Genomic DNA, 25,263 nt, shown 5'->3' with positions numbered 1-25,263 from the left:
CGATGATTCGCTAATCTCTGCTCTTATATATAACGCGTTCAATATGAATGGTCAGATATAATTTTTCTTCATCTGAAAGTTCCTTTTCATATTTACGCGATATAAACTCTGCGATTTTTTCCACACACTTATAAGAAGTGCGGTACTTTTGCCGAATTGTATTGAAAAGTTCGTTGTCCTGATCGTCTTCATACTCTTTATCTGTCAGAAGACGCTGTGCAAAGAACTTCAAATGGGTAATAAAACGATAATAATAAACCGATTCTGTATTAAACTCTACGGAAAAATAATAACGGACAATATTGGAAATCTCCTGCATCAGCTTTGTGACTTCCATCGTCTGCTTTAAGTTCTCATTGTCCATCTCTGCATTGACAATGTGCAGGGTAATAAAACCAATCTCATCTTCCGGTAATTCTACCTTGAACGTCTGATTGATCATCTTCCAGACCTTCTTCGCCGCCTGATATTCTTTCTCATAAAAACGCTTGATATCCCACAGCATGGAATTCTTCACCACAACACCGTCCAGATATCTGGTGATTGCCATATAAATATGGTCGCTTAATGAAATATAGATTGCTTCATTTAGTTTTCTTTCCAGTGTTTGTGTGAGCATCTCCACAATCTCTGTCGTGATCTGAATATATTCCACAGGAATCTCAGAGATAATCTCCTGAAAATGCTGTTTCTGAGCAGTGTCCTTCAAAACAAACACTTTGTTGATCAGCTTTTCTGATAAAAGGTCTCCCGCCTTTTTCTTGTAGGCGATTCCTTTTCCGCAGACAACCTGCTCTTCTCCATTCTCATCTTTTATGATCACGACATTGTTGTTCAATATCCTGTCTATCCGCATCTTTTCCCCTTCTTAATACATAATAAAAACCTATCTGCACGAAAAACCAGTCCTGTCTCTGCTGCAAATAGGTTTTGTTCTTATTTATTCTATTATTTATATTGTTTACATGTCAACATTTCTTCTGCATAAATATTTTGTGCAAAATAACTATTTCAAGAATGTTTTTTTGTGTATATTTTCAGAGATAGAAAGTAGCTGATCACCATCAACACTGCTGCCATCACCAGACAACCAATGATCCAAATACTTTTTTCCACCTGCATGATTTCCTCCAGCCCGATATTAAACACGCTGAGCAAAAACGCAATTACAAGTCCTACCATCGCAAGAAATGTAAAAATCACACCTTTCAAATTACCAAGCCAGAAATATGCTACATAGCTCACTGCAAAGTAAATCACACCTCCGACTACACCGATTCCCCATGTCGGAAGTGCGTCTTCCAGGGTGATCGTCCGATATCCATACACATAGATCAATACAAACACAAATGAATAAAGTGTCATACCTCCCTGTACGATCAGACCGCCCAGATATTTGGACAGAACAATCTCGCTTTTGCTCAGCGGATAGGTGAGCTGAATCCGGTCAAATTCTGCCTTTTCATCCTGTTCCACCGTCATCTGAAGCAGCGTACTTCCCATCACAGGAAATAGGAGTACTACAATCAGCAAAAATCCATAGGCACCTCTCATAAATTCACTGATCGCTGTCAGCGCAGACGTAAATATCATAGAAGCCAGCCAGTTGATCAGATTCTTCTTAATACAGAATCCCTCATATAAATCTTTTAAAATAATCCCTCTCATGCCACTTTCTCTCCTCTCACGCAGTACAGCATCACGTCTTCGATCGTTGCCTGTTCAATCTCCAGATCTGAAAATACCTTCCGGATTCCCTGCTTATTGTTGACCAGAACCCGATATCCATAGGAATCCTTTCTGTATGCCTCAATATCCTCCCGGTTCAGTGCGTCAAAGATCCGCTGTCCACAGTTTAAGACGCCGTAATTTTCCTGAAGCTCATCATAGGTCTTTGTAAACAACAACTCCCCATCATGAATAAATGCGATATAATCCGAAATCTTATCCAGATCACTGGTAATATGAGAGGACATCAGAATCGTATGTTCTTCATCCTCGGTGTACTCTCTGAGAATATCCAGAATCTCGTCCCGGAATACCGGATCCAGACCGCTTGTCGCCTCATCCAGAATAAGAAGCTTGGGATCGTGGCTTAGGGCTGCGGCAAATTCCATTTTCATCTTCATTCCCTTGGAAAATTCTTTTAATTTCTTTTTCTTCGGCAGTTCAAACCGATCCAGATACATATGATATTTTTCCATATCCCAGTTGGAATACACATTACTCAATATCTTTCCGATAAACAGCGGTGTAAAATTCAGATCATAACAGGTCTTGTCAAAGATCACCGCAATCTCTTCTTTGATCTGCTTTTCATTTCCTGCATACTCTTGTCCAAAAATCCTTAAAGACTCATAGTCGCATTCAATCAGCCCGAGAATCGCATTAATCAGGGTAGATTTTCCGGCGCCATTCTCTCCGATCAGCCCGAGCACACAGCCCTTGGGCAATTTCATCGAAATATTTTTTAATCCAAATTCTTTGTATGTTTTACGCAGTCCTTTGACTTCCAGTGCAAATTCCATCACACATCCTCCTCTTGATACAATACGTCTAATGTCGTTCTCAATTCCTCAAGTTCAATTCCGTTTTCCTTTGCCAGTTCTACCGCATCTGTTAAAAGCAGTTCTACCCGTCTTCTGTTCTCCTCCCGGATAAAGTCCTGGTTCTGTGCAGATACAAAGGTTCCTTTTGCCGGAACTGTCACGATAAATCCGTCCTTTTGCAGATCATCATAAGCTCTCTGTGTCGTGATCACACTGACGTGAAGCTCCTTTGCAAGCTTTCGCATGGACGGCATCGGGTCTCCTGCCTTCAGCTCTCCGTTCATGATCATGGCTTTTATCTGGGAAGTGATCTGCTCATAGATTGGTTTCGGACTGGCATTACTTAAAATAATTTCCACTTCATCACTCCTTCTGTCATATCTGTACTCGCCTTGTAAGTACAGTATATCTCAAATTGTAATTACTGTCAATATCAAATATGTACAGTTTGTAAAATAAAATGACCACTCCGGAAAAAGATCTCTCACTCTCTCCGGAATGGTCCTCTCATCACATGGATTTCCACAATGTTTCTTCAATTCGAAGCAACTGATTATATTTTGCCACACGTTCCGAGCGGCACGGTGCACCGGTTTTGATCTGTCCGGTATGAAATGCCACCGCCAGATCCGCGATCGTGGTATCTTCCGTTTCACCAGATCGGTGAGACATAATCGTCCGATACCCTGCCTGATGCGCCAGTTCCACCGCTCTTGCCGCCTCTGTCAGTGTCCCGATCTGATTCACCTTGATCAGCACCGAATTAGCTGCTTTTTTTGCTATCCCCAATGCGACTCTCTCCGGATTGGTCACAAACAGATCGTCTCCTACAAGCTGTACTTTCTCCCCAATTTTTGCTGTCAGTCTGCTCCAGCCATCCCAATCCTCCTCATCCAACGGATCCTCAATGGAATAGATTGGATAATCCAGAATCAATCTTTCATAGTATTCCATCATCTCATCCGATGTTCTCGCGATCTTTTTCCCGCTCTTTTTGCTTTCCCCCACAAAATAATACCGCTGTTCTTTTGCCCGGTAAATTTCTGAAGCCGCCACATCTAAAGCAATCCCTACATCTTTTCCCGGCTGATATCCCGCCTGATGTGCTGCCTCGATCAGAAATTCAATCGCCTCTCTGGAATCTCTCAATTCCGGTGCAAATCCGCCCTCGTCCCCGACAGCTGTAGTCAATCCTTTTTGCTTCAAAAGTGTTCGCAGTACGTGATAAATTTCTGTCCCCATGCGCAATCTTTCTTTAAAGCTGTCCGGTCCATAAGGAACCAGCATAAACTCCTGAATATCCAGATTATTGTCCGCATGAGCACCGCCGTTTAACACATTCATCATAGGAATAGGCATTACCTTTTCTCCTACATTTCCAAGATAGTCATACAGCGGAATCCTAAGTGCAGCCGCAGCGGTCTTTGCCGCAGCCAGCGAGACACCTAAGATTGCATTTGCCCCCAGATTATGCTTGTCAATGCTGCCGTCGAGTTCCTTTAAAATATGATCGATCTCCGTTTGTGCCAACACATTTTTTCCAATCAGAGCCTCGGCGATTTCTTCATTGACGTGACGCACCGCCTGCTCTACCCCTTTTCCTCCATACCGCTTCTCCCGGTCACGAAGCTCTACTGCTTCAAATTTTCCCGTTGATGCGCCGGATGGAACCGCTGCTCTTCCCACGATTTTCTCCCCGGCAAGTATCTCCACTTCTACCGTCGGATTGCCCCGGGAGTCTAAAATTTCTCTTGCGTAAATATCCTGAATCGGTAAATCCTGATACATCTTTTTTCACCCTCCTTGTTGAAAGTTAGTATTTCCAATAATCCGACGATAATTCATTGACTTTTGAGAAAGCACAAGCTACAATTTTCTTATCTTATTCGGGGGTATTCGACATGAAAAGTAAACTACGACATTTTTTCCTGCTGACCTTCAGTACACTGGTGATGGCGGCAGGCACTTATTTTTTCAAATTTCCAAATCATTTTACATTTGGAGGAATCACCGGTCTTGCGGTTCTCGTTGCCAAAACCGGCGTGATGTCCGCAGGAGATTTCAACTTTATCACTAACATGATTCTGCTGATCATCGGATTTTTTATTCTCGGCAAAAAATTTGCCGCAAAGACTGCCTACTGCAGCATTCTGTTGTCAGTTGCGCTCTCCGCACTGGAGCGGATCTATCCGATGAGTGCACCACTGACAAATCAGCCGATGCTGGAGCTTTGTTTTGCCATCGCGCTTCCGTCTCTTGGTTCCGCGATCCTGTTTAACATCGGCTCTTCCAGCGGCGGTACGGATATCATTGCCATGATCCTGAAAAAATATTCCAGCGTAGATATCGGACATGCTCTTTTGATCACAGATGTGCTGATCACCGTTGCTGGTTGCTTCATGTTCGACATTGCAACAGGGCTGTATTCATTCCTTGGACTTGCAATCCGCTCGTTTATGATCGATACTTTTATTGAAAGTTTCAATCTTTCCAAATACTTTAACGTAGTATGTGACAATCCAAAGCCGATCTGCGACTTTATTGTACAGGAATTAAACCGAAGCGCTACTGTCTGCCATGCACAGGGCGCGTTTTCCGGAAAAGACAAATACGTCATCTTCACGGCACTGAACCGCCCGCAGGCTGTCCGGCTCCGTAATTTTATCAAAGACGAAGAACCTTCCGCATTTATTCTCATCTCCAATACAAGTGAGATCATCGGAAAAGGCTTCCATAACGTCTGAATATTTTAAACAGAAGAAGGAGAAACACTATGAAGCATCTCGTCATTGCAGAAAAACCTTCCGTGGGCAGGGACATCGCCCGGGTTTTACACTGCAATAAAAAAACAAATACTTATATAGAAGGAACAGACTATATCGTCACATGGGCGCTGGGTCACCTTGTCACACTGGCTGATCCGGAGCAATACGACGAACAGTACAAGACCTGGAACATGGATACGCTTCCCATGCTCCCAGAGCACTGGAAGCTGGTAGTCATCAAACAGACCGGCCGCCAGTTCCACGCTGTCAAAGAGCTGATTTTCCGGAAAGATGTCTCTGATATCATCATTGCAACCGATGCCGGCAGAGAAGGGGAACTTGTGGCACGCTGGATCCTTGACAAAGCCGGAAATCAGAAGCCGCTGAAGCGACTCTGGATCTCCTCCGTTACAGACAAAGCCATCCGGGAAGGTTTTCAGAATCTGCGCCCCGGCAAATCCTACGAGCCACTGTACCGCGCTGCTGTTGCCCGTGCACAGTCCGACTGGGTGGTCGGGATCAATGCCACCAGAGCGCTGACCTGCAAATACAATGCACAGCTCTCCTGCGGACGTGTCCAGACCCCGACACTCGCTATGATCGCTGCCAGAGAAGAAGAGATCCGCACCTTCAAGCCGGTTCCTTATTACGGACTCAAAGCTGCGGTTGGCGGAATCACATTTACATGGACAGATGCCAGATCCGGCTCTTCCCGCTCCTTTGATAAAGACCGCATCCAGGCGATCAAACAGGCCTCCGCTCCGTCACTGCTTGTAACGGATGTACGCAAAAAGCTGAAAAAAACATTCGCACCTGCACTGTATGACCTGACTGCACTTCAACGGGAAGCCAACCAGAAATTCGGATTTTCCGCAAAACAGACCCTCAATATCATGCAAAGACTTTACGAGAATCACAAAGTACTCACCTACCCTCGTACCGATTCCCGTTACCTCACTACCGATATCGTGCCGACTTTAAAGGAACGCTTAAAAGCCTGCGCAGTAGGTCCTTACAGCAAGATTGCCGGACGGCTTTCCATGCAAAAACTTCAGGCAAATAAATCCTTTGTCAATGACAGCAAAGTGTCTGATCACCATGCAATCATCCCGACCGAACAGTTTGTGCAGCTTGACCACATGAGCAATGAAGAGCGCAAAATTTACGATTTGGTCGTGCGCCGGTTTCTGGCGGTTCTCTCTCCTGCCTGCGAGTATGAAGAGACTTCCATCAGCGGCACCATCGGCGAAGAACGCTTTAGCGCGAAAGGCAATTTTATCAAATCTGCCGGCTGGAGAGAAGTTTATGAGTCGGGCTATACTGACGGCGAAGACGAGGACGAAGAACAAACCACATTCTCCCAGATTTCCCTGCCGGATGTGCAAAAAGGCGAGACACTTCCTGTCACCGCACTGACGATCACAGAAGGCAAGACCAAACCGCCAGCCTGCTTCACCGAAGGTACTCTGATCGCCGCCATGGAGAATCCGGTCAAGTATCTCAAACATAAGGATAAGGATGTCGTAAAAACGCTGGGAGAGACCGGAGGACTCGGTACAGTCGCCACCAGAGCAGATATCATCGAAAAATTATTCAACAGTTTTCTGATGGAGAAAAAGGGAAATGAGATTCACATCACCTCCAAAGGAAAACAGCTTCTCTCCCTCGTTCCTTCTGATTTAAAAAGTCCGGAACTGACTGCTTCCTGGGAAATGCGCCTGCAGGCAATCGCAAAAGGAAAAGAATCCGATAAAGCCTTTATGAAAGAAATCGAACATTACACCAAAGCACTCATTCAAGAGATTAAATCTGCGGACGGTACCTTCCGCCACGATAACATGACCCGCACCAAATGTCCGGAATGTGGCAAATTCATGCTGGAAGTCAACGGTAAGCACGGGAAAATGCTTGTCTGCCAGGATCGGGAGTGCGGACACAAAGAAACCATCTCCCGCCATACCAATGCCCGTTGCCCGGTATGCCATAAGAAAATGGACCTTGTAGGAAAAGGGGACGGACAACGATTTATCTGCGTCTGCGGACACAAAGAAAAACTGAGTTCTTTTGAGGAACGAAAGAAAAAAGAAGGAAAGGGCGCAAGCAAAAAAGACGTGAATCATTATTTACGAAAACAGGCAAAAGAAGCGAACGAACCGATCAACAATGCCTTTGCAGAAGCATTTTCGAAGATACAGTTATAGGGTCTGCTTTGGCAAATGAAGTTGATATCCAACTGGGCAGACGCCCCCCCCCCACGAGGTTGCAACTCGTGGGGGCGTCTATTCCGTAAAGCGACTTATTCTTTTCTATCTTTATTCAATTTTTAATGGAAGAAATGATCTCCAATCTGAATTCCATAATTTCCATTTCCAAAATACAGACAGTCTCCGATCGGATTGACTCCCGCCATCGCATCTGCCGCTGCCTGCATAGCAGTCTGCGTATATCCTTCCGAGCTGCGGACAGTATCCAGCCATCCTGTCATCGCCGGGCCAAACTGCCCTGACTGATAGATTACTTCGGAAATACTGTTCGGATACACACCACTTCTGACACGGTTCATGATCACTGCTCCGACCGCAACCTGTCCTTCATAAGGCTGATTTCCTGCCTCACAGAAGATGATCGATGCCAGAAGTTTCTGATCTTCTGCAGCGATCTGTGCCCGTGCAGCTTCTTCTGCCGCTTTTCTCGCAGCTTCTTCCTCCGCTTTTCGTTTTGCTTCTGCTTCTGCCTGCTCTCTGGCTTCCTGCGCTTTCTGCGCCTCGGCTTTGGTAAGTTCTACTGCCTCTGCCGGAATACTCTCCATCGCAGCAGCAATCGCCCCTGCCCCTGTTGTATATTTGCTATTTTTTTCCTGAATCATCTTGGAACTGGAAACGGATGCCTGACTCGTGAAACCTGCTGCAAATAACAACGCTATTGTCCATACAGTAAGTACTGCCATCCATCGTTTTCTCTGTTTCATAAATAAATAACCTCCTGATTATTGCAATATTATTACGTAGTTCTTGTAAATTATATGAACTAAATTTCGTAAATATTACAAATATTACAAAAATGTTACGTTTGGTATTCTAATATAAAACAGAAAAACTGTCAACCGGAAATTTTTCCCGTAAAATTCTCATATTTTTCTCTATGGATTAAAACCGGTTTGTTTCTGTAAGATGTATATTCCTTGACAAAATCAGGATGTACCTTTATGATTTCAAATGAAAAATAAGAATGCAGAAAGGATAAAAACATGAAGAAAAAAAGCGGACTGATTGCAGGAATTGTCATCTTAATCCTGCTGTGCATTGGAGCCGGGGTTTTATATCAGAACATGAAGCCTGCAGCCAGTGAAGGAGAAAAACATATTACGGTGACCGTCATCCACGGAGACCAGACAGAGAATGTCTTCGAATTTGACACAGATGCAAAATATCTTGGAGAAGTTTTAGAAAGCGAGAATCTCGTGGACGGTGAGTCTGGAGAATATGGTCTGTTTATTACAACTGTGGATGAAGAAACAGCGGATGATTCCAAACAACAATGGTGGTGTATCACAAAAGGCGGAGAACAGGTCAACACTTCCGCAGATCAGACACCAGTTTCTGACGGAGATGCATTTGAGCTTACATTGAAAGAAGGATATTGATGAAAACACGGGAAATTGTAATATACGGTATCCTGAGCGCAGTCCTTCTGGCTGCTCAGGTTTCCCTTGGTTTCCTGCCCAATATTGAGATCGTCACCCTTTTGATCCTTGTGTATACACTTGTGTTTCGAAAGAAAGTATTCTTTATCATTTACATCTTTGTTTTTCTGGAAGGTCTGATCTATGGATTTGGACTCTGGTGGATAAACTACCTGTATGTCTGGAGCATACAGGCACTCATCACTCTCCTTTTCCGGAAAAATGATTCCGTATGGTTCTGGAGTATCCTCTCCGGGATCTATGGTATTACATTCGGAGCACTCTGTACCATCCCCTACTTTGCAATCGGCGGGATTTCCGGTGCATTTGCATATTGGACGTCAGGACTTCTATTCGATATCATACACTGTATCAGCAATTTCATTGTATGTCTCGTATTGTTCAAACCGATCCGCTATGTTTTGGAGAAATGTATACAGCAGATCAAATAATATTTCACACATAACACAAGAGAGCAGCTGTGAGCCCAATGTCATTTAGTTAAGACATTAAGCAGATGTATTCCTATCAGGCAGAGGTAGAAAATTCACTATCTTTGCCTGATTTTTCTTTTATAAAAACTTGCTCTTATATTTATGCAGCACAAAAAGACAGATTGCTATCTGCCTAAATTAACGATATACTTTTATCGATGTTATGCAACTCGATACAGAAAACTTACTGCTGACTTAGGCTTGACTTTGCGAGGGTCGGAACGCCCGGGTCTTACAGGTAAAAGATTCTTCTGTATCAGCGTCTCAACGTCAGGTGGGGAAATGTCATTTCGCAGGAAATAACGACATATATGAATTGCTATTGTGTAATTCATTTGATAAACATGTTTTGTACCTTTTTGTTGGATTATTACATGCATTGTAATGAGCTCACAATAATTGTAAAGGATTAAACGTGCGTATATTTCTTGCATGATATACTCCATCTTTTTTGAATGAAAGCAACATAATCCGATAGCATATTTCAATTCCCTGAACGATGTTTCGATGCCCCATCGCATTGCATAAACCTTCTTTATTTCTTCTACTGGAAAATCTTCCTTTGGAAGATTGGTAATTATACTTTCATACGAATCTTCTGAAATGGCAAACCTTACTACTCTAAAATTCAACGTATAAAATTTTTTGTCATATAAATCCAGATAGTCAAATGGACTGGATTTTGCAATAAATTTAAATTTTTTGGGTTTAGCTTTCACATCTTTTGTCTGTTTTCGGGTTAATATAAGTTGCATGTCGTGGTCAAACTCATTTTCATCAGGAAGGTCAAAACTTCCTGTCATGCTTCCCCCACCGCCATCCTTTACACGAATCAGATAATACATTCCTTTTTCTTGGACATGCGCAAAAATATTATATGTTTCATATCCTCTGTCTGCGATAAAAATTGTTTTTTTCTCTCCTTTATAACGGTCAATCATTTGTGTCATTGCCAATGATTCGTTTTCTAGCCTTGCAGGTTGTATCACAAGATCAATATATCGCTTCTCGCACAGGTCGAAAAGAGCATTCAGATGAATCTGATGAAATCCCCGATCAGTTGGTTGAGACTGAAAATAAGTGCCTGCATCATTTGGATTACGGGCAATGTTCAAATCTGAGCCATCACAAGCTAATAGTTGATAATCCTTATACTTTTTTTCGAATGAGAAACAAGAATTAAATTCATAAAACAAAAACTGGAATGCCTCCAGAAGTAGTTTGTTTCTCTGTTGACAGAACGCTGAAGCAGACGGGGTATCGACAGAGAACTGGAAATAATCCAGCAATTCTTTTTTTTAGCTTCCACTTTCCATAGAAAGAAGAAATTGAATTGTAGATACAAAATCAAGTTTTCTGTTCCGTGAAAAATCAACTTCTGGATTTTTTGAAAACAACCATGGGGCGATCGCCATTTTATGGATTAAAGATGACAATTTGTTTTTTACATGTTCCGCAAATATCATAAGCGTTACCTCCAAAATGTAATACATTTAAGTGGCTTCGCCGCAAATTTTTCTATATTTGTCAAGGATTTTTTACAAAAAAGAGCAGGGTATATATTTTTATATACCTTGCTCTGCAAGAGGCTGCCGACTCAATGTCTTAACTAAATGACATTGCCTTTCTTTCTGCCTCTTTTTATTTTGCCTTCTTCTATTTTATCCCAGAACTTCTATTTTTCTCTGTTAAACGTTTGTAAAATCTGATATTCTTTACATAAGAGAGAGTTTATCAACTTGATTATTTTAAGAGTAAGGGGATTATTATGACACAAAAACAACCGATAAATCAGATTACCGAGGGTGTGATCTGGAAACAACTTCTATTGTTCTTCTTTCCGATTTTGCTCGGAACCTTTTTTCAACAACTATACAACACCATTGATACTGTCATTGTCGGACAATTTGTCGGAAAAGCAGCACTTGCCAGTGTGGGCGGTTCCTCTGCACAGATCGTGGCTCTGATCGTGGGCTTTTTTACCGGTCTGTCTTCGGGTGCTTCTGTTTTGATCGCCCAGTACTTCGGTGCGAGAAATGAACATGCTGCCAGTGACGGACTTCACAATGCCTATGCAATCTCCATCGTGGGAGGAATCCTGCTCGGAATCATCGGATTTTTCGCTACACCATCTATGCTCCGACTGATGAACACCCCCGATGAGATCATGCAGGACTCCGTGATCTATCTCCGGATTTATTTTGCAGGTATTATTTTTGTTTTCCTATATAATATGGGTTCCAGTATTCTGCGCGCCGTGGGAGATTCCAAACGTCCGCTTTATTATCTGATTGCCTGCTGCCTGCTGAACATCATACTTGATGTATTGTTTGTAGTCGCTTTCCACATGGGCGTGCTGGGAGTCGCCGTTGCAACCTTGATCTCCCAGGCATTCAGCGCCCTGCTCGTGACACGCAAGCTTCTTCGTTCGGAGGGAATGTTAAAGCTTTCCTTCTCCCGCATCCGGTTCCACGGATCGGTCCTGAAAAATCAGTTGAAGCTTGGACTTCCTACCGGATTCGAAGCAATCCTGTTTGCCATTACCAATATCGCCATTCAATCCGCAGTCAACACCTTTGGAACAGATACTTCTGCCGCCTGGTCTGCCTACGGAAAACTGGATGCGATCTTCTGGATGGTAAGCACTGCCTTTGGAATCTCCATCACTACTTTTGTGGGTCAGAACTACGGCGCCGGAAAACTGGACCGGATCCGCAAGAGTACCCGTGTCTGCCTGATCATGGACGCACTGATATCCGCTGTATTGGTTATTTTCCTGATCGCAGCCAGAAAAATTTTGTTCAGCCTGTTTACAAATGATGAGACCGTCATCCAGATCGGATGTGAGATGCTTGTCCTGATCACTCCCTGGTACATTGTATATGTATTCATCGAAGTACTTGCCGGTGCACTGCGCGGAGTCGGTGATGTCATCGTGCCGGTGATCATCACGCTGCTTGGTATCTGCGTGATGCGAATCGCCTGGCTGATCGGCGTGCTGAAGATTTCTCCGACAATTTCTGCGATCATCTTCAGCTATCCGGTCACCTGGCTTTTGACAGCACTGTTTTTTATTGGGTATTATCTGTATAAACAGAAAAAGTTTTCCTGATTTTTCTACTTCATCCGAAAAATCGGACTGATCTTCTTATAGATTAAAAATACGATCAATGACACCAGCACACCTTTCAGAAGATTAAACGGTGTCACTGCAAACAGGATCAGTGTTGAGACACTTGTAATCTTTGCATTGATCGCTGTTCCCATCTCTACCAGAGCATTCAGCGGCATTCCAAATGCTTTGGCATACACCGGAAGCAATACATATGCATTCATCAGTCCTCCGATCACCGTCATCAATACCGTGCCTGATGCCATACCGATCAACGCACCTGTTCTTGTATGCTTTTTATGGTAGATCAATCCTGCCGGCACAATAAATGCACATCCGATCAGAAAGTTGGCTACCTCTCCAACTCCCGCTGTCTGAGTTCCGCTGATAACAATATGCAGCAGATTTTTGATCAGCTCAATTCCCACACCCGCAAGCGGTCCCATTGTAAAACATCCAATCAGAACCGGTACTTCACTGAAATCAATCTTGTAAAATGTGGGTGCAAACGGAAGCGGAATGTCGAATGTCATCAACACCACTGCAACTGCGGAAAGCATTCCGACAAGCGCCAGTGTTCTTGCACCTATTTTCTGTGTACTCTTCTCTGCTGTGTTTGTTTGTGTACTCATGTTTTTTCTCTCCTTCAAAATACATCAAAATTTTGATAAAGAAAGAAAACCTTCCGGATTGTGTGCCAAGACAAAAACAGACCCCGGATCAAAAAATCCAGGGTCTCTCTCTTGCCTTTTTGCACATACATCTTCTTTCATCCAGACTTTACTGTTGGTACCGGAATTTCTGATCTGCAGATCACCGGTTCAGCCATCCTCCACTCTTAGCAGAAAACAGGTCGCGGACTTTACCGCCAGTTGGGACTTACACCCGACCCCGAAGATTTATTTCTTATCTGCACCCCATTATAGTGCTTTCTGGCATGCAATTCAAGTAATTTCTGTAAATTTGATTATTTTCTGTTCGTACTCACGTTTTTATCGTATATGATCGCCAGCCCTTTTAACAGAAGGTCATCATCCAATGTAATTTCCCGTTTACAATGAGGTACTATTTTTTTCGCAAGTCCACCGGTTGCCACTACAGTTGCTTTTTCTCCGAGAGCTTCTTCCATACGATCAATAATGCCATCCATTGCCGATGCACTACTGTAGATTACGCCGCTCTTCATACAGTCTACCGTATTTTTCCCGATGATCTGTTTCGGTGCTTCCAGACTGATCCCGCTCAACTGAGATGCATTTGCAGTCAGAGAATCCACGGACACCTGAATTCCCGGATAGATCATCCCGCCGATATAGTCTTTGTTTTTATCGATCACACAAACTGTATTGGCCGTACCCAGATCAAAAATGATCAACGGTACCGGATACTGTGCCACACCTGCAACAGCTCCCACAATCAGATCGCTTCCCACTGAAGAAGGGTTGTCCATCCGGATATTCAGTCCGGTCTTTACTCCGGCTCCCACGACCATTACATTTTTTTTCAAAATTTTTTCCAGCGCCAGTTTCGCTGCATTGGTCACCTGTGGTACAACCGAGGAAATAATTCCCCCCTCGATCTGCTCCACATCAATATGATAAATATCCAGAACTGTCTTAATGTCGATCGCATACTCGATTTCTGTTTTCTGATGAACGGTTGAGAGCCTTTCTACAAACAGACACTCCTTGTTCTGAATACATCCGATCACTATATTTGTATTTCCGATATCAATCGCTAAAACCATGTGTAAATCCCAGTCTTTCTTTCATATTTTTCTTCATCAGCGTTCTTCCGATCAATGCCGTGAGCACTCCTGCAACAATCGCCTCCGGAACTCCGTTGATTCCGATGATCGACAGAATAAATCCATAAACCGCTTTCACCGCAACTCCATTTGCCGCCGCATACGTATCCTTAAAAAACAGATAAATCAAATTCATAACCAACAATGTATTTGTCAGTGAACCGCCTACTCCCGCCAAAATCAGTCCGATTTTGGAAACACCTGTTGATTTGCTGCATTTTTTCACCAATTTGTAAATATAATGCGGAACGACTCCTGTCAGAATACGCGGAACAAAACAGATGATCACGCTGCCGATCCCTCCGCTGAATTCTCCCATACTGTAAAATGGGGTAAATACAAAAGAAGTCACGGTCGGATTCACTGTATTATTAATAAAGCTGGTCAGTCCAAACAGCAGTCCCAGCAGAGCTCCCGTCTTTGGTCCCATCAAAAGAGATGCCAGAATCACCGGAATATGGATAATCGTTGCTCTTGTAAATCCCAGCGGGATATATCCGAGAAAAGGGGTGAACGCCATGATTACAATAATAACTCCAAAAATTGCCGTCTGTACCATATGCCGTGTGCGCACACTGCTGCCTGTTGTCTGTGTTTTGTTTGTTGTCTGATTCATAAATTGCCTCCTTGTTATCATTCTCTTTCGAGATACAATACTGATTTGCACAGAATTTTTATTCTGTCTCCATATTAATTTGTTGCTTTTAAAATTTCGTCCAGGATCCTTAAGGCTGTCTCCTCTTTCGTCATTTTTCCGAGTGAAACTTCCTCCTGCCCGGTAATGATCGTCACCACATTGGTATCTCCGGCAAATCCTGCCCCTTCTACCTTCAGATTGTTTGCCACGATCATGTCAAGATGCTTCTTTTCCAGTTTTTTTCTGGAATTCTCCAGCATATTCTCCGTCTCCATGGAAAAACCGCATAAAAACTGATGCTCTTTTTTATGCTCTCCCAGAAACTTCAGGATATCATCTGTACGCTCCATTGGAATCGCCAGATCATCGTCCTTCTTTTTCATCTTTTCACTGCTCACTGATTTTGGCCGGTAATCTGCCACTGCAGCTGCTTTGATGATAATGTCCTGATCTTTGGCCCTCTTTGTGACCTCTTCGTACATCTCTTTTGCTGTTACCACGTCCACCACGTGAACAAATTCCGGTTTTGCAATGGATGTCGGACCACTTACCAGCGTCACTTCTGCTCCGCGCAGCATACACATTTTTGCAATCGCATATCCCATCTTTCCGGTGGAATGATTGGTAATAAATCTGACCGGATCGATCGATTCCTGTGTCGGACCTGCCGTCACCAGCACCCGTTTACCCTGCATATCTTTTTCATATGCGATTTCTCTTAAAATGTACTGTAACAGCAGCTCCGGCTCGGGCATCTTCCCGGCTCCGGTATCCCCGCATGCGAGGTATCCCACTGCCGGACTGATCACCTCATATCCATAGTGTTCCAGAATTTTAAGATTGTCCTGCAGGATCGGATTATCGAACATGTTTGTGTTCATTGCCGGTGCAATGATCTTTTTACACTTACATGCCATAACTGTCGTCGTCAGCATATCATCTGCGATCCCGTGCGCGATCTTTCCGATCACATTGGCACTGGCCGGTGCCACTAAAACCACATCCGCCTGCTTGGCAAGTGCCACGTGCTCTACACTGTACTGAAAATTCCGGTCAAACGTATCCACCAGACATTTGTTCCCTGTCAAAGACTCAAATGTGATCGGATTGATAAAATTAACCGCGTTTTTGGTCATCAGTACCTGCACATTGGCATGCAGCTTTTTCAGTGCACTGGCAAGCGATGCGATCTTGTACGCAGCAATACTTCCGGACACCGCAAGTACTACTGTTTTGCCTTTCAGCATAAAAATCCCCCTTTTCCTGTTTTGTAGCATCCCGAGATTCGGGTATACTCAGTTTCTGTTCCATTATATGGGATTATTCTGCAAATTGCAATTCTTAAACGTCAACTCCCGCCTTTTTAAGAAATTCCACGCATGGTCAGCTGAATTCGTTTCTTCTTCAGATCCACACTCATCACTTTCACATCAACGATATCTCCCACACTGACAGCCTCCAGCGGATGCTTGATATACTTGTCTGTAATCTGGGAAATGTGTACCAGTCCATCCTGATGTACCCCGATGTCCACAAAGACTCCAAAATCAATGACATTTCGAACAGTTCCTTTTAGGATCATCCCTTCTTTCAGATCTTTCATATCCAGCACATCCGTACGAAGGATCGGTTTTGGCATCTCATCTCTCGGATCTCTTGCAGGTTTTTCCAGCTCTTTTACAATATCACGGAGTGTGATTTCTCCGATTTCCAGCTCTTGAGACAGCTTTTTGTAATCTTTAACTGTTTTGGACAAACCGGACAGATTCCCTCCTGCCACATCCTCCAGCGTAAATCCCTGTCTCTCCAGTAGTTTTTCTGTCGCTCCATAAGACTCCGGATGAACCCCTGTGGCATCCAGCGGATTTTTCCCGCCCTGAATGCGCATGAATCCGGCACATTGTTCAAATGCTTTCGGCCCCAGCTTTGCGACCTTCAACAGATCTTTACGATCCTGGAACTTTCCGTTTTCCTCCCGATATGCCACAATGTTTTTGGCGATTGCACCGGAAATCCCGGAAATATAGGAAAGCAGAGGCGCTGATGCGGTATTCAGATCAACACCTACCTTATTTACACAGTCTTCCACAACTCCGCTCAGTGATTCACCCAGCTTTTTCTGATTCATATCATGCTGATACTGTCCCACGCCGATGGACTGTGGCTCGATCTTCACCAGTTCCGCAAGCGGATCCTGCAGCCTTCTTGCAATGGATGCCGCACTTCTCTGTCCCACATCAAACTTCGGAAATTCTTCGCTTGCCAGTTTGCTGGCTGAATACACGGATGCTCCAGCCTCATTGACGATCACATACTGCACTTTCTCCGGAATCTCTTTTAACAGCTCCACAATAAACTGCTCGGACTCCCTGGATGCTGTTCCGTTTCCAAGCGAAATCAACGTAATATGATATTTCGGAATGATCTTTTTCAATAAATCTTTCGATGCTTTGATCTTTGCAGGAGTCGTCGGGGCAGTCGGATAAATGACAGTCGTTCCCAATACTTTTCCGGTCGGATCTACCACAGCAAGCTTACATCCTGTACGGAATGCCGGGTCCCATCCAAGTACTACCTGGCCTGTGATCGGCGGCTGCATCAAAAGCTGATGCAGATTTTTCCCAAATACTTCGATTGCTCCATTTTCTGCTTTTTCTGTCAGATCACTGCGGATTTCTCTTTCAATCGCCGGACCGATCAGACGCTTATAGCTGTCTTCCACCGCTTCTTTGAGTGCCTGCTCTGTATCTAGATTCTTTCCGTGAAATATCTGTTTTTCCAGATAGCCAAGAATCTCTTCCTCCGGTGCCTCAATCTTCACTGTCAGGATCTTTTCTTTTTCTCCCCTGTTCAGCGCAAGAATGCGGTGTCCTGCCAGCTTTGACAATGGTTCTTCGAATTCATAATACATTTCATAAACCGACTCTGCTTCCGGATCTTTTGCCGTGGAGATCAATTTTCCTTTTTTCATGGTGATCTTTCGAATCCAGCTTCTGTAGTCTGCCTCATCCGAAATTGATTCTGCAATGATATCTTTTGCTCCGGCAATTGCATCTTCTGCGCAGACCACACCCTTTTCTTCCGATACATATTTTTCAGCTTCTTCTAAAAGCGGCATTTTCAGCTTCTGGAGGATAATCACTGCCGCCAAAGGCTCCAGGCCTTTTTCTTTTGCGATCGTTGCCCGTGTTCTTCTCTTCGGACGATACGGACGATACAGATCTTCCACCACGACAAGTGTCCCTGCTTCCAGGATCTGACTTTTCAATTCCTCTGTCAGTTTTCCCTGTTCTTCAATGCTGGAAAGTACCTGCTCTTTTTTCTCTTCCAGATTTCTCAAATACACAAGACGCTCGTGCAATTTCCGCAGCTGTTCATCATTGAGAGATCCTGTTGCTTCTTTTCGATATCTTGAAATAAACGGGATCGTATTCCCTTCATCAATCAATTTTACAGCTGCATCTACTTGCCAGCGCTTTACTTCCAGTTCTTCTGTCAATTTTTGATTAATATCCATGTTGTTTTCCTCACTTTTGTTATTATTTTTTCCCTTGCCCTCATGAAAAATCGAATAACTGGTGCTATTATAACACAGGTTTCTGTTTTGAAACTACAAAAAAGATTTACGCTCCTTCGATTCTTTGCTATCATAAAAAGAAAAAGGAACTGTACATATTCTATGAACCGAACGATCACATATTTGATTTCCGACAAAGATGCCGGATTTACCATTGAGCAAAACTTAAGACACCGCGGATATTCCGCCAAAAACATTACCCATTTAAAAAAGACACCAGAAAGTGTCCTGTTAAATGGTATATGGGTTCACATGACACACCACCTGACATCCGGAGATGAACTGGTGATCCGGATTGTAGAAGAGCAATCTTCAGAACGGGTTCCTCCGGTAGAACATCCCATCCATATTGTCTATGAGGATGAAGATATTCTCGTCATCGACAAGCAGGCCGGGATGCCGATCCACCCCTCTTTGAACAACTACTACAATTCTCTGGCAAATGCACTCGCCTGGTATTTTGAGCAGCAGAAGAAACCCTTTATCTTCCGCTGTGTGAACCGGCTGGACCGTGATACTTCAGGACTGACCATCATTGCCAAACATGTAGTCAGCGCCGCGATCCTGTCCTCCATGAATGCAAGACGGGAAATTCACCGGGAGTACCGTGCCATCGTGCGCGGACATCTCACTCCGGAATCCGGTGTCATTACCGCTCCGCTTGGCAGAAAAGACAGTTCCATCATTGAGCGAACCGTAGATTTTGACCACGGAGAAAAAGCAGTCACCTACTATCAGTTTCTGGAAGAAAAAAACGGCCACAGCCTTGTCTCACTCCGGCTGGGAACCGGACGCACCCATCAGATCCGGATTCATATGAAATACATCGGTTTTCCTCTGGTCGGAGACTATCTGTACAACCCTGATATGGAATACATCACCCGACAGGCTCTGCACTCCTATCGTCTGACGTTTCTCCATCCCATCACCGGGCAGAAAATGGATTTTACTGCTCCTCTTCCCGATGATATGAAAAAGATCCTGAACTGACTGCAGGATCTTTCTTTATATCTGTTGTTCTGTTATGCTTCTTCTGTAAATGCAATTAAAAGCTGATGTAAAATCCGGTGCAGATGCGGCAGATATTCCTGCATCGTGACCGGCTGCTTATAAAGAATACAGTTATAACTTGTAGAACCGAGCAGCTCTATAATCGTAAACAACAACAACTCCGGCTCTTCACATTTCACATTAAATTTGTTTAATGCCTCCAGATAATGTTCGTAAAATCCCTGTGCCTCCGGAAACTCTGTGCTGGAAAACGCGTTTTTAAAAATGCCCCAGGACAGGTTCTTTGCAATAAATTGCATCAGCGAATGCTGTTTTTCAAATCTTCCAATAATGTAATCTGTCAAAAACAGAACCTCTTCCTCAAAGCTGTTGATTTCCTTCTTGTCCAGTTCTTTATGTGCATCTTCAAACAGCTTTCCTGCCTGATATGCAATCAGCCTGTCCCGCAGATCGTACTTGTCCTTGAAATATAAATAGAATGTTCCTTTTGCAAGACCTGCCTTATTTACAATATCGGATATGGTTGTCTTTGCAAAACCTTTATCCGTAAACAATTCATACGCCGTCTGAAACAGTGCATTCTTCTTTCGTTTCTTATTGGTTTCTGCCTTTCCCATTTTCATTCCCCCTGGTATTTCTTGACTTTTGCAGTATCCCTGCAACTGTATCCTTAATTATCAGGCAAATTTTTTAGAAAGTCAATAAAAATGACCTTTTTTCATTTTTTGTTCGCAGATTATTGACTATTAGTCATTTTGCACTGCAATGTGAAGTATAGAAAAAAGATAGGGGATGATATCATTGGTCAAAACTGGCAAATGGATTGCCAGGCACAGAATTCCAGGCAAATGCTTCCGGTAACACAGAACTTGCCTCTCAGCTTCAGGCTTCCATCACAGCACTGGTAGCAGCGCAAGCTCAGGCAGGAAATTTGAGCAGCTCTCTGCAGCCTCTTGCCTCTGTTACAAACGAAGGCAGTGTCCAACTTCCAACACTGGATACCAATGCACTGACGCAGACAATAACACAGATTTCCACTGCTTATGAAAGCATTGAATCCTCTTTTGCAAAACTATCAACAAAGCTTCCGGAAATTCAAAAACAACTGGATCAACTCTCTAACATCAAACTTCCGGAAAACGCAATGTCTCAGTTAAAAGACAATGTGGACAAAATCAATGCTGGTATGAAAGTTCTGGATCAAGGACTGACCACCGTATCCAAAAACATGGGACTTCTGGACAAATCCACAGATTCTCTCTCAACTGCAGCAGACGGCATTAACACCTTACTCGGCGGCTTTAAACAACTGAACGGCTACAATCAGACATTACTCGACGGAGCATCCAAATTGAAAGCAAACAGTCCTTCTCTCGTTGCCGGTATCAATACTCTGGCGGGCGGTACAGACGAACTTGCTTCCGGACTCAACACACTCGGCTCCCAATTATGCAGCGGATCGGAACACTCGCAGCAAACAGTGCTGCACTTCGAGACGGTGCTTCCACACTCCTTTCCGGAACAACAGAGCTTTCCAAAGGCGGAACCATATTGCAAAATGGAAGTAAGCAGGTAAAGACGGAATCACACAACTCCAGGATGGCGCCCGCACATTAAAAGACGGAATGCAGGAATTTAATGAGCAAGGTACCCGTAAACTGAAAGATACTGTTGAAAAGGAATTAGGCAATATTCTCGACCGATTAGAATCCCTGACCTCTGATCAGTGCAGCTATGACACCTTCAGTGGAAAGGCAAAAGATATGGAAGGAAATGTAAAATTCGTCATTGAAACAGATGCGATTAAATAAGATGAACAACACACATTGATAAGAGCATCCCTGTCAAGATACTGGATCTTCATAACTCAAAAACCTTGACGGGAATTTATTGTTGCAAAATAAGTTATCCTTACTATATAAAAGATCATTTCTTATAAACAAAAATATCGCAAAACTGTTTATTACAACAATTCTACGATATCATCTTCTCTCATAAAGTCAGTAATGCCGGCGACCGGAATCGAACCGGTACGGGAGTATAAGTCCCGCAGGATTTTAAGTCCTGTGCGTCTGCCAGTTCCGCCACGCCGGCATTACTGGCTTTATGAAAATGGGACCTACAGGGCTCGAACCTGTGACCCTCTGCTTGTAAGGCAGATGCTCTCCCAGCTGAGCTAAGATCCCAGAATAACAATTTTCTTTTTTCTTTTAAAACGACCCAGAAGAGACTCGAACTCTCGACCTCCGCCGTGACAGGGCGGCGCTCTAACCAACTGAGCCACTGGGCCATATTCATTATTTAAGTGGACCTTCAGGGACTTGAACCCGGGACCGATCGGTTATGAGCCGATTGCTCTAACCAGCTGAGCTAAAGGTCCACACTCTATAATGTCCCGCTAAAGGAACAAAGCCGATGATCGGACTCGAACCGATAACCTGCTGATTACAAATCAGCTGCTCTGCCAATTGAGCCACATCGGCATAATGCCTTAACCTATATCAAATCAAATCGACTTGAAATGACTCCAACGGGAATCGAACCCGTGTTACCGCCGTGAAAGGGCGATGTCTTAACCGCTTGACCATGGAGCCTCATTACATCGCATTTAGTAGCGACTCAACATAAGAATAATATCATATGTCTTTCATTTTTGCAAGTATTTTTTTACTTTTTTTCAAAAGTATGGGCTTAAGTGGACTCGAACCACCGACCTCACGCTTATCAGGCGTGCGCTCTAACCGGCTGAGCTATAAGCCCTCATACCAGTCATTAAAAAAGAGCCTCTCTTGAAGCTCTTAGCTCCCCGAGTTGGGTTCGAACCAACGACCCTTCGGTTAACAGCCGAATGCTCTACCACTGAGCTATCGAGGAATATTAAACATTGAAGTATACCTTCAAAACTGCATACAAAGAATCATCCATTTTCTATCACCTTGCTTGGTTATGCCCTCGACCTATTAGTAACAGTCAGCTCCATGCGTTACCGCACTTCCACCTCTGCCCTATCTACCTCGTCGTCTTCAAGGGGTCTTACTAACTTGACGTTATGGGATATCTCATCTTGAGGGGGGCTTCACGCTTAGATGCCTTCAGCGTTTATCCCGTCCCGGCTTGGCTACTCTGCTATGCATTTGGTAATACAACAGATCCACCAGCGGCCAGTCCACCCCGGTCCTCTCGTACTAAGGGCAGCTCCTCTCAAATATCCTACGCCCACGCCGGATAGGGACCGAACTGTCTCACGACGTTCTGAACCCAGCTCGCGTACCGCTTTAATGGGCGAACAGCCCAACCCTTGGGACCTACTTCAGCCCCAGGATGCGATGAGCCGACATCGAGGTGCCAAACCACTCCGTCGATGTGTACTCTTGGGAGTGATAAGCCTGTTATCCCCAGGGTAGCTTTTATCCGTTGAGCGATGGCAATCCCACTTTATACCACCGGATCACTAAGTCCTACTTTCGTACCTGCTCCACCCGTCGGTGTCGCAGTCAAGCTCCCTTCTGCCTTTGCACTCTTCGAATGGTTTCCAACCATTCTGAGGGAACCTTTGAGCGCCTCCGATACCCTTTCGGAGGCGACCGCCCCAGTCAAACTCCCCACCTGACATTGTCCCCCAGCCGGTTCACGGCTGCTGGTTAGAAATCCAATACTACAAGGGTGGTATCCCAACAGTGACTCCCTGACAACTGGCGTCATCAGTTCTCAGTCTCCCACCTATCCTGTACATGCAATATCGAATCCCAGTATCAAGCTGGAGTAAAGCTCCATGGGGTCTTTCCGTCCTGGCGCAGGTAACCAGCATCTTCACTGGTATTTCAATTTCACCGGGTGCATTGTTGAGACAGTGCCCAAATCATTACGCCTTTCGTGCGGGTCGGAACTTACCCGACAAGGAATTTCGCTACCTTAGGACCGTTATAGTTACGGCCGCCGTTTACTGGGGCTTAAGTTCAAAGCTTCGCCTTACGACTAACCTCTCCCCTTAACCTTCCAGCACCGGGCAGGCGTCAGCCCATATACCTCACCTTTCGGTTTTGCATAGACCTGTGTTTTTGCTAAACAGTTGCTTGGGCCAATTCTCTGCGGCCACTTTTACATGGCACTCCTTCTCCCGAAGTTACGGAGTCATTTTGCCGAGTTCCTTAACAATGCTTCTCCCGTCGGCCTTAGGATTCTCTCCTCATCCACCTGTGTCGGTTTACGGTACGGGTATATCATAAACAATAGCGGCTTTTCTTGGCAGCCAGCTCACATACTTCCGGCTTTACGCCCCACATCACGTCTTCAGATTGTGCACCGGATTTGCCTGATGCACTCCTACCTCGCTTGTACCGGTTTTTCCATTCCCGGCTTATGCTCTCTGTCTGCGTCCCCACAGTTCTGTTATGATATAGTACAGGAATCTTTACCTGTTATCCATCGACTACGTCTTTCGACCTCGCCTTAGGCCCCGACTTACCCAGAGCAGATCAGCTTTACTCTGGAAACCTTAGATATTCGGCCGGAAGGATTCTCACCTTCCTCTCGCTACTCATTCCGGCATTCTCTCTTCTTAACAGTCCACTGCTCCTTCCGGTACAGCTTCGCCCCGTTAAGAATGCTCCTCTACCAATTAACATTCGTCAATTCCCAAGCTTCGGTAGTGTGTTTCAGCCCCGGACATTTTCGGCGCAGGACCTCTCGACTAGTGAGCTATTACGCACTCTTTTAATGGATGGCTGCTTCTAAGCCAACATCCTAGTTGTCTTCGAAATCCCACATCCTTTTCCACTTAACACACATTTTGGGACCTTAGCTGTAGGTCTGGGCTCTTTCCCTTTTGACTACCCAACTTATCTCGGATAGTCTGACTCCCATGCACCATCTACACGGCATTCGGAGTTTGATATCCCTTGGTAAGCTTTGACGCCCCCTTAGGAATTCAGTGCTCTACCTCCGTAAGACTTGCATGAGGCTAGCCCTAAAGCTATTTCGAGGAGAACCAGCTATCTCCGGGTTCGATTGGAATTTCTCCCCTATCCACACCTCATCCCCACCCTTTTCAACGGATGTGGGTTCGGTCCTCCATTGCCTTTTACGGCAACTTCAACCTGGACATGGATAGATCACCCGGTTTCGGGTCTACTCCGACTGACTATTTCGCCCTGTTCAGACTCGGTTTCCCTTCGGCTCCAGGCCTTCAGCCCTTAACCTCGCCAGCCAGCGTAACTCGCCGGACCGTTCTACAAAAAGTACGCGGTTCATCATATAAAGATGTTCCACAGCTTGTAAACATATGGTTTCAGGTTCTCTTTCACTCCCCTCCCGGGGTCCTTTTCACCTTTCCTTCACAGTACTATGCGCTATCGGTCACTAAGGAGTATTTAGCCTTACGGGGTGGTCCCCGCTCATTCCCACAAGGTTTCACGTGTCTCGTGGTACTCTGGATCCTGCCATGCTCGCTCGCCTTTCGTGTACGGGGCTTTCACCCTCTCTGGCTGGCTTTCCCAAAACCATTCTACTAGGCTCACTCGTCAATCCTGCAGTCCGAACCCCGGAGTGCACGCACTCCGGTTTGGGCTCTTCCGCGTTCGCTCGCCGCTACTTACGGAATCACATGTTGTTTTCTCTTCCTCCGGCTACT

22 protein-coding genes, 8 tRNA genes, 1 rRNA gene and 1 riboswitch (1 of these 32 only partly in view) are annotated in these 25,263 nt (G+C 44.6%); of the genes, 8 read left to right on the top strand and 23 right to left on the bottom strand.

Features of this window, described 5'->3' with window-relative positions; all coding sequences use genetic code 11:
* Positions 1-10: 10 nt before the first annotated feature.
* The 5 genes from licT to eno form a co-directional block, all read right to left on the bottom strand.
* Positions 11-856, bottom strand: coding sequence for a BglG family transcription antiterminator LicT (licT, locus tag FXV78_RS09060; RefSeq protein ID WP_004841218.1), 846 nt, complete (start codon positions 854-856; stop codon positions 11-13).
* Positions 857-1,011: 155 nt separating this feature from the next.
* Entirely contained in the window at positions 1,012-1,668 is a 657-nt protein-coding gene (locus FXV78_RS09055; RefSeq protein ID WP_004841220.1) for an ABC-2 transporter permease, read from the bottom strand.
* Positions 1,665-2,528: an ABC transporter ATP-binding protein gene (locus FXV78_RS09050; protein ID WP_004841222.1), complete on the bottom strand. Its 864-nt coding sequence runs from the start codon at positions 2,526-2,528 to the stop codon at positions 1,665-1,667. The genes FXV78_RS09055 and FXV78_RS09050 overlap by 4 nt, the downstream gene beginning before the upstream one ends.
* The gene (locus FXV78_RS09045) at positions 2,528-2,908 is read right to left on the bottom strand and encodes a GntR family transcriptional regulator (RefSeq protein ID WP_004841224.1); all 381 of its coding nucleotides are present in this window, start codon (positions 2,906-2,908) and stop codon (positions 2,528-2,530) included. Before FXV78_RS09045 ends, FXV78_RS09050 begins: the two co-directional genes overlap by 1 nt.
* Positions 2,909-3,059: 151 nt before the next feature.
* Positions 3,060-4,337: a phosphopyruvate hydratase gene (gene eno, locus FXV78_RS09040; RefSeq protein WP_004841228.1), complete on the bottom strand. Its 1,278-nt coding sequence runs from the start codon at positions 4,335-4,337 to the stop codon at positions 3,060-3,062.
* Between the two features lie 113 nt (positions 4,338-4,450).
* Here eno and FXV78_RS09035 point away from each other — a divergent pair, with 113 nt between their 5' ends.
* Positions 4,451-5,293, top strand: coding sequence for a YitT family protein (locus FXV78_RS09035; protein WP_023924194.1), 843 nt, complete (start codon positions 4,451-4,453; stop codon positions 5,291-5,293).
* A 29-nt stretch (positions 5,294-5,322) separates the two neighbouring features.
* Positions 5,323-7,515: a DNA topoisomerase III gene (locus FXV78_RS09030; RefSeq protein ID WP_004841232.1), complete on the top strand. Its 2,193-nt coding sequence runs from the start codon at positions 5,323-5,325 to the stop codon at positions 7,513-7,515.
* Positions 7,516-7,637: 122 nt separating this feature from the next.
* Here FXV78_RS09030 and FXV78_RS09025 read toward each other — a convergent pair whose 3' ends face one another.
* Positions 7,638-8,282: a cell wall hydrolase gene (locus FXV78_RS09025; protein ID WP_004841233.1), complete on the bottom strand. Its 645-nt coding sequence runs from the start codon at positions 8,280-8,282 to the stop codon at positions 7,638-7,640.
* A gap of 279 nt (positions 8,283-8,561) precedes the next feature.
* Between FXV78_RS09025 and FXV78_RS09020 the strand changes: the two genes are divergently transcribed.
* Positions 8,562-8,957, top strand: coding sequence for a DUF4430 domain-containing protein (locus FXV78_RS09020; protein WP_004841235.1), 396 nt, complete (start codon positions 8,562-8,564; stop codon positions 8,955-8,957).
* Positions 8,957-9,448: a hypothetical protein gene (locus FXV78_RS09015; RefSeq protein WP_004841239.1), complete on the top strand. Its 492-nt coding sequence runs from the start codon at positions 8,957-8,959 to the stop codon at positions 9,446-9,448. The genes FXV78_RS09020 and FXV78_RS09015 overlap by 1 nt, the downstream gene beginning before the upstream one ends.
* A gap of 203 nt (positions 9,449-9,651) precedes the next feature.
* Here FXV78_RS09015 and FXV78_RS09010 read toward each other — a convergent pair whose 3' ends face one another.
* Both FXV78_RS09010 and FXV78_RS18240 read right to left on the bottom strand, forming a co-directional pair.
* Complete coding sequence (locus FXV78_RS09010) at positions 9,652-10,779, bottom strand: IS4 family transposase (protein WP_233447369.1); 1,128 nt, start codon at positions 10,777-10,779, stop codon at positions 9,652-9,654.
* A gap of 9 nt (positions 10,780-10,788) precedes the next feature.
* A complete protein-coding gene (locus FXV78_RS18240; RefSeq protein WP_233447368.1) occupies positions 10,789-10,956 on the bottom strand; it encodes a hypothetical protein in 168 nt (55 codons plus the stop codon).
* A gap of 302 nt (positions 10,957-11,258) precedes the next feature.
* On the opposite strand from FXV78_RS18240, the gene FXV78_RS09005 reads away from it, so the two are divergent.
* Positions 11,259-12,602 carry an MATE family efflux transporter gene (locus FXV78_RS09005; protein ID WP_004843966.1) on the top strand — a complete coding sequence of 448 codons (1,344 nt, stop codon included), beginning with the start codon at positions 11,259-11,261 and terminating at the stop codon, positions 12,600-12,602.
* Between the two features lie 5 nt (positions 12,603-12,607).
* On the opposite strand, the gene FXV78_RS09000 is transcribed toward FXV78_RS09005, so the two are convergent.
* The 5 genes from FXV78_RS09000 to FXV78_RS08980 all read right to left on the bottom strand — a co-directional run bounded on the left by FXV78_RS09000 (position 12,608) and on the right by FXV78_RS08980 (position 18,563).
* On the bottom strand, positions 12,608-13,234 hold the full coding sequence (locus tag FXV78_RS09000; RefSeq protein ID WP_004843967.1) for an ECF transporter S component: 627 nt from the start codon (positions 13,232-13,234) through the stop codon (positions 12,608-12,610).
* Between the two features lie 125 nt (positions 13,235-13,359).
* Positions 13,360-13,505: riboswitch (FMN riboswitch) on the bottom strand.
* 64 nt (positions 13,506-13,569) lie between these two features.
* Positions 13,570-14,349, bottom strand: coding sequence for a type III pantothenate kinase (locus FXV78_RS08995; RefSeq protein ID WP_004843969.1), 780 nt, complete (start codon positions 14,347-14,349; stop codon positions 13,570-13,572).
* The gene (locus FXV78_RS08990) at positions 14,333-15,025 is read right to left on the bottom strand and encodes an ECF transporter S component (RefSeq protein WP_009245080.1); all 693 of its coding nucleotides are present in this window, start codon (positions 15,023-15,025) and stop codon (positions 14,333-14,335) included. The genes FXV78_RS08995 and FXV78_RS08990 overlap by 17 nt, the downstream gene beginning before the upstream one ends.
* 74 nt (positions 15,026-15,099) lie before the next feature.
* Positions 15,100-16,293 (bottom strand): bifunctional phosphopantothenoylcysteine decarboxylase/phosphopantothenate--cysteine ligase CoaBC, encoded by a 1,194-nt coding sequence (gene coaBC / locus FXV78_RS08985; RefSeq protein ID WP_022036988.1) that lies wholly within the window; start codon positions 16,291-16,293, stop codon positions 15,100-15,102.
* 116 nt (positions 16,294-16,409) lie between these two features.
* Positions 16,410-18,563 (bottom strand): Tex family protein, encoded by a 2,154-nt coding sequence (locus tag FXV78_RS08980; protein WP_004843973.1) that lies wholly within the window; start codon positions 18,561-18,563, stop codon positions 16,410-16,412.
* Positions 18,564-18,725: 162 nt separating this feature from the next.
* Between FXV78_RS08980 and FXV78_RS08975 the strand changes: the two genes are divergently transcribed.
* Positions 18,726-19,613, top strand: a complete 888-nt coding sequence (locus FXV78_RS08975) for an RluA family pseudouridine synthase (protein ID WP_039959966.1) — start codon at positions 18,726-18,728, stop codon at positions 19,611-19,613.
* A 32-nt stretch (positions 19,614-19,645) separates the two neighbouring features.
* On the opposite strand, the gene FXV78_RS08970 is transcribed toward FXV78_RS08975, so the two are convergent.
* A complete protein-coding gene (locus tag FXV78_RS08970; RefSeq protein WP_009245083.1) occupies positions 19,646-20,251 on the bottom strand; it encodes a TetR/AcrR family transcriptional regulator in 606 nt (201 codons plus the stop codon).
* Positions 20,252-20,457: 206 nt separating this feature from the next.
* Here FXV78_RS08970 and FXV78_RS08965 point away from each other — a divergent pair, with 206 nt between their 5' ends.
* Together FXV78_RS08965 and FXV78_RS08960 are read left to right on the top strand one after the other, a co-directional pair.
* Positions 20,458-21,210, top strand: coding sequence for a hypothetical protein (locus FXV78_RS08965; RefSeq protein WP_004843975.1), 753 nt, complete (start codon positions 20,458-20,460; stop codon positions 21,208-21,210).
* A gap of 49 nt (positions 21,211-21,259) precedes the next feature.
* Complete coding sequence (locus FXV78_RS08960; protein WP_004843976.1) at positions 21,260-21,445, top strand: hypothetical protein; 186 nt, start codon at positions 21,260-21,262, stop codon at positions 21,443-21,445.
* Positions 21,446-21,641: 196 nt separating this feature from the next.
* On the opposite strand, the gene FXV78_RS08955 is transcribed toward FXV78_RS08960, so the two are convergent.
* The 9 genes from FXV78_RS08955 to FXV78_RS08915 form a co-directional block, all read right to left on the bottom strand.
* A tRNA-Leu gene (locus FXV78_RS08955) sits at positions 21,642-21,728 on the bottom strand.
* A gap of 19 nt (positions 21,729-21,747) precedes the next feature.
* Positions 21,748-21,820, bottom strand: a tRNA-Val gene (locus tag FXV78_RS08950).
* Positions 21,821-21,850: 30 nt separating this feature from the next.
* Positions 21,851-21,924, bottom strand: a tRNA-Asp gene (locus FXV78_RS08945).
* Positions 21,925-21,940: 16 nt separating this feature from the next.
* Positions 21,941-22,014 (bottom strand) — tRNA-Ile (locus tag FXV78_RS08940).
* 30 nt (positions 22,015-22,044) lie between these two features.
* A tRNA-Thr gene (locus tag FXV78_RS08935) sits at positions 22,045-22,117 on the bottom strand.
* Positions 22,118-22,156: 39 nt separating this feature from the next.
* Positions 22,157-22,228 (bottom strand) — tRNA-Glu (locus FXV78_RS08930).
* A 92-nt stretch (positions 22,229-22,320) separates the two neighbouring features.
* A tRNA-Ile gene (locus FXV78_RS08925) sits at positions 22,321-22,394 on the bottom strand.
* 42 nt (positions 22,395-22,436) lie between these two features.
* Positions 22,437-22,508, bottom strand: a tRNA-Asn gene (locus FXV78_RS08920).
* Between the two features lie 66 nt (positions 22,509-22,574).
* Positions 22,575-25,263 (bottom strand): 23S ribosomal RNA (locus FXV78_RS08915) (it continues 203 nt past the right edge of the window).

The organism is Mediterraneibacter gnavus ATCC 29149, from assembly GCF_008121495.1.
Taxonomy (GTDB): domain Bacteria; phylum Bacillota; class Clostridia; order Lachnospirales; family Lachnospiraceae; genus Mediterraneibacter; species Mediterraneibacter gnavus.
The sequence above is the reverse complement of the archived record's forward strand: the minus strand, read 5'-3'. Positions and strand labels throughout refer to the sequence as shown.

Bases quoted from the DNA above. Each gene is read 5' to 3' on its own strand.
- FXV78_RS09025 (WP_004841233.1), bottom strand. From the start codon at position 8,282: ATGAAACAGAGAAAACGATGGATGGCAGTACTTACTGTATGGACAATA.
- FXV78_RS08960 (WP_004843976.1), top strand. From the start codon at position 21,260: ATGCAGGAATTTAATGAGCAAGGTACCCGTAAACTGAAAGATACTGTT.
- FXV78_RS09035 (WP_023924194.1), top strand. From the start codon at position 4,451: ATGAAAAGTAAACTACGACATTTTTTCCTGCTGACCTTCAGTACACTG.
- FXV78_RS08990 (WP_009245080.1), bottom strand. From the start codon at position 15,025: ATGAATCAGACAACAAACAAAACACAGACAACAGGCAGCAGTGTGCGC.
- FXV78_RS08995 (WP_004843969.1), bottom strand. From the start codon at position 14,349: ATGGTTTTAGCGATTGATATCGGAAATACAAATATAGTGATCGGATGT.
- FXV78_RS18240 (WP_233447368.1), bottom strand. From the start codon at position 10,956: ATGATATTTGCGGAACATGTAAAAAACAAATTGTCATCTTTAATCCAT.
- FXV78_RS09000 (WP_004843967.1), bottom strand. From the start codon at position 13,234: ATGAGTACACAAACAAACACAGCAGAGAAGAGTACACAGAAAATAGGT.
- licT (WP_004841218.1), bottom strand. From the start codon at position 856: ATGCGGATAGACAGGATATTGAACAACAATGTCGTGATCATAAAAGAT.
- eno (WP_004841228.1), bottom strand. From the start codon at position 4,337: ATGTATCAGGATTTACCGATTCAGGATATTTACGCAAGAGAAATTTTA.
- FXV78_RS09030 (WP_004841232.1), top strand. From the start codon at position 5,323: ATGAAGCATCTCGTCATTGCAGAAAAACCTTCCGTGGGCAGGGACATC.
- FXV78_RS08980 (WP_004843973.1), bottom strand. From the start codon at position 18,563: ATGGATATTAATCAAAAATTGACAGAAGAACTGGAAGTAAAGCGCTGG.
- FXV78_RS08975 (WP_039959966.1), top strand. From the start codon at position 18,726: ATGAACCGAACGATCACATATTTGATTTCCGACAAAGATGCCGGATTT.
- FXV78_RS09055 (WP_004841220.1), bottom strand. From the start codon at position 1,668: ATGAGAGGGATTATTTTAAAAGATTTATATGAGGGATTCTGTATTAAG.
- FXV78_RS09020 (WP_004841235.1), top strand. From the start codon at position 8,562: ATGAAGAAAAAAAGCGGACTGATTGCAGGAATTGTCATCTTAATCCTG.
- FXV78_RS09015 (WP_004841239.1), top strand. From the start codon at position 8,957: ATGAAAACACGGGAAATTGTAATATACGGTATCCTGAGCGCAGTCCTT.
- FXV78_RS08970 (WP_009245083.1), bottom strand. From the start codon at position 20,251: ATGGGAAAGGCAGAAACCAATAAGAAACGAAAGAAGAATGCACTGTTT.
- coaBC (WP_022036988.1), bottom strand. From the start codon at position 16,293: ATGCTGAAAGGCAAAACAGTAGTACTTGCGGTGTCCGGAAGTATTGCT.
- FXV78_RS09005 (WP_004843966.1), top strand. From the start codon at position 11,259: ATGACACAAAAACAACCGATAAATCAGATTACCGAGGGTGTGATCTGG.
- FXV78_RS09050 (WP_004841222.1), bottom strand. From the start codon at position 2,528: ATGGAATTTGCACTGGAAGTCAAAGGACTGCGTAAAACATACAAAGAA.